The organism is Streptomyces himastatinicus ATCC 53653, assembly GCF_000158915.1.
Classification (GTDB): Bacteria; Actinomycetota; Actinomycetes; order Streptomycetales; family Streptomycetaceae; genus Streptomyces; species Streptomyces himastatinicus.
In genome coordinates this window covers 8,894,224-8,897,318 of record NZ_GG657754.1, presented here as the reverse complement: position 1 = coordinate 8,897,318, position 3,095 = coordinate 8,894,224, and the positions used below count along the sequence as shown (strand labels likewise).

Below are 3,095 nucleotides of genomic sequence, written 5' to 3'. Positions count from 1 at the left end.
TCCCCGCCGGTGGTGGTGGGCGCCCCTCGGCGCCGGGTTCAGCTGCCGGGCGTGAGCTCGAGCGCGTCGAGCACTCCGTATATCCCGAGGAAGAAGGTCGCCACGCTGCTCAGGACGAGGGCGGCGGTCAGCCAGTGGCTGCCGCGGAAGCGGGTCGGGACGCCGGTGTAGCGCAGCCGCCAGACCGCGACCACGACCGCGAGCAGGAAGATGCCACCGCCGATGCCGCCGATCTGCACCATCAGGACCGGGGACTGGACCCACAGGAAGATGCCCATCCAGACCGGGGGCAGGCAGCAGGTGAGGATGCGGATGGTGCGGGTGCGGATGCGCATGTCGTGCCAGTCGATGACGCCGAGCAGACCGAGGGTGTTGGTCCACAAGCGGGGAACGCTGGCCGACGAGGCGACGGTGACCGAGAAGAGGACGGCGATCGCACCGGCCAGGAACAGGTACTCGGCCCAGGGGCCGAGCGTGTCCGTGTAGATGTGCGACAGCGTGGTGATCATGTCGTTGCCCTCGGGCACCAGACCCTGCGGATGGAGCACCGAGGCGCCGATCACGTAGAAGGACAGGGTGCAGACGGTGCACACGAGCCAGGAGACGCCCACGTCGAGCCGCATGACCTTGAGCCAGCCCTCGGCGCGCCGGGCGCGCTGCTCGGTGCCGTCGTCGGGGCCGGTCCAGCGGGCGTAACCCTTCTCCAGACACCAGTACGTGTACGTCGTCATCTCGTCGGCGCCGACACCGGTGATGCCGAACATGGCGAGGGCGATTCCGACCGTGCCCGCGGGGATCTGGAAGCTCAGCCCGCCGACGAGCTGCTCGGTGCCGTACCCGAAGGCGGTGAACGGCAGGGCGAGCGCCAGGCCCAGGGTGATGATCGTCTTGAGCGTGATGCCGACGACCTCCACCCGCTCGATGACGGGGTACTTACCCGTCTGGAGGATGAGGACGGCGGCGCCGGTGACGATGACGGCCCAGATGGTCAGGGACGACGTGCTCAGCGCCGCCCCGTGGATCGGCAGCAGGATCGAGCAGGCCGCCGCGGTGCCGCCGATGATGCCGCCGCGCTGGAACATCTTGGCGAAGTCCATGCCGATCCAGAGCCAGTTGATCCAGCTCAGGCGGCCGATCCGGGGGCCGACGTCACGGAAGCCGTCGAGCGCGGGGCGGCCGTTGAGGATGGTCCAGCGGGCCAGCTCCATCTGCACCCACACCTTGACCGCGGTGGAGATGATCACCAGCCACAGCAGCGCGAACCCCGCCTTCGCGCCGAGCGAGGTGGTGGTGATCAGTTCACCGGCGCCGACGACGGCGGCGGACAGCACCAGCCCGGGGCCGAAGCTGGCGGCAGTCGGACCGCAGAAGCTCTCGGGGGCCGGGGCGGGGCGTCTTCGGCGCGCAGCGCGTACGGGTCGGGCTGCGCGGGGGGGCGGCGCCGCCGTGGCGCCGTCGGTCGTGGTGACCATGTCTGGTCCTTAGAGGATCTTCCGGCGTCGTCGCCGGTGTCCGGAACGGGGAGGGGGACGGGGGTCGGGTGTGCCGTGGCGTCTCAACGCGCCTGGTGGTGCGGCTTCTCGCCCGCCAGTACGCGGACGACGTCCTCGGCCACCATCGCGCCCATGGCCTGGTTGGCCTCGGGCGTGCAGGCGGCCATGTGGGAGGTGAGGAGCGTGCGGGGGGCCGCGCGCAGCGGGTGGTCGGCGGGCAGCGGCTCGGTGCTGAACGCGTCGAGGGCCGCGGCGCCGAGGTGCCCGGAGCCGAGCAGATCGGCGAGCGCGTGTTCGTCGACGAGTCCGCCGCGCGCGGCGTTGACCAGGACCGCGCCCGGCTTCATCGCCGCCAGGCGGGCACGGTCGAGCAGCGGGGTGCCGGACGGATCGGGCGGGGTGTGCAGGCTGACGGCGTCGGCGCGCTCCAGCAGGGCGTCGAGCGCGGCCGGTTCGGCTCCCTGCGCGCGGACGTCGTCCTCGGAGACGTACGGGTCGTGGGCGAGCAGCTCCATGCCGAAGGCGCGGGCGTAACCGGCCAGCAGTCGGCCGATGCGGCCGAAGCCGACGATGCCCAGCGTCTTGCCGTGCAGTTCGGGGCCGAACAGCTTCGGCCAGCCGCCCGCCGCCACCGCGGTGTGCGAGGCGGCGAGGGAGCGGGTCGCGGACAGCAGCAGGCCGAAGGTGTACTCCGCCACCGCGCGCGAGTTGCTGCCCGGCGCGCACACCACCGGGATCGCGCGGGCGCGGGCGGCGGCCACGTCGATGGTGTCGACGCCGACGCCGTGCTTGGCGATCACCTTGAGGCGGGGTGCGGCGTCCATCACCTCGGCGGTGATCGGGTCCATGCCGACGATCAGCGCATCCGCTTCGGCCGCGTACGAGAGGAGTTCGGCGGTGGGGAGCGCCACGTCCTCGTAGGGGCGCAGGGGGCCCGCCCCGGCCTCTTCCAGGATCTTCCAGGGGCGGGCCGAATGGCGGGCGAAGGTCGGCGTCGTGATGAGGGTGGCCGGCATCAGCGCGCCCCGCCGCGTGCCGCCTCCAGGTGGGACGTCGCGATCTGCTGAAGGTGTACGACATCGGCCGCGACGGACGCGAACGTGAAGCCCTCGGCGAGGCGGCGGGCGGCGCTCGCGCCGTCGGCGTTGTGGATGCCGGCCGCGATGCCCGCCGCCTCGGCCGCCTTGCGGACGCGGATGAGGGCCTGCTCGAACTCATCCTGTACGGCAGGGTCGGTGGAGGTCGCGCCGCCGATGGCCAGGCGCAGATCGGACGGGCCTACGTAGACACCGTCCAGGCCGGGGGTCGCGCAGATCTCCTCGACGTTGGCCAGCCCGTCGGCCGTCTCGATCATCGCGAGGACCGCGGTCTGTTCGTGGGTGTCGGCCGGGTTCGGGCCGACGCGCAGCTGGGCACGCATCGGGCCGTACGAACGGCGTCCCAGCGGCGGGTAGCGGACGGCGGCGACGGCATCGGCGGCGTCCTGGGCGTTGTCGATCAGCGGGACGATCACGGCGCTCGCGCCCGCGTCGAGCGCCTTGCCGATGTAGGTGAGGTCGTTGGCCTCCACGCGCACCATGCCGACGGCGGTGCTGCCCTTGG

3 protein-coding genes are annotated in these 3,095 nt (G+C 72.3%); all 3 read right to left on the bottom strand.

Translation table 11 applies throughout. The features are described 5' to 3' along the window. Window positions 1–38: 38 nt before the first annotated feature. Entirely contained in the window at window positions 39–1,472 is a 1,434-nt protein-coding gene (locus SSOG_RS37985) for an Nramp family divalent metal transporter (RefSeq protein ID WP_009719617.1), read from the bottom strand. Between the two features lie 83 nt (window positions 1,473–1,555). After that, the gene (locus SSOG_RS37980; protein ID WP_009719616.1) at window positions 1,556–2,509 is read right to left on the bottom strand and encodes a phosphoglycerate dehydrogenase; all 954 of its coding nucleotides are present in this window, start codon (window positions 2,507–2,509) and stop codon (window positions 1,556–1,558) included. Next, window positions 2,509–3,095 (bottom strand): aldolase/citrate lyase family protein (locus SSOG_RS37975; protein ID WP_039939665.1); only part of this gene is annotated, 587 nt, incomplete at its 5' end. The genes SSOG_RS37980 and SSOG_RS37975, both read right to left, overlap by 1 nt.

What these genes read in the sequence shown, in the direction of transcription:
- SSOG_RS37980 (WP_009719616.1), bottom strand. Translation starts at nt 2,509, where the DNA reads ATGCCGGCCACCCTCATCACGACGCCGACCTTCGCCCGCCATTCGGCC.
- SSOG_RS37985 (WP_009719617.1), bottom strand. Translation starts at nt 1,472, where the DNA reads ATGGTCACCACGACCGACGGCGCCACGGCGGCGCCGCCCCCCCGCGCA.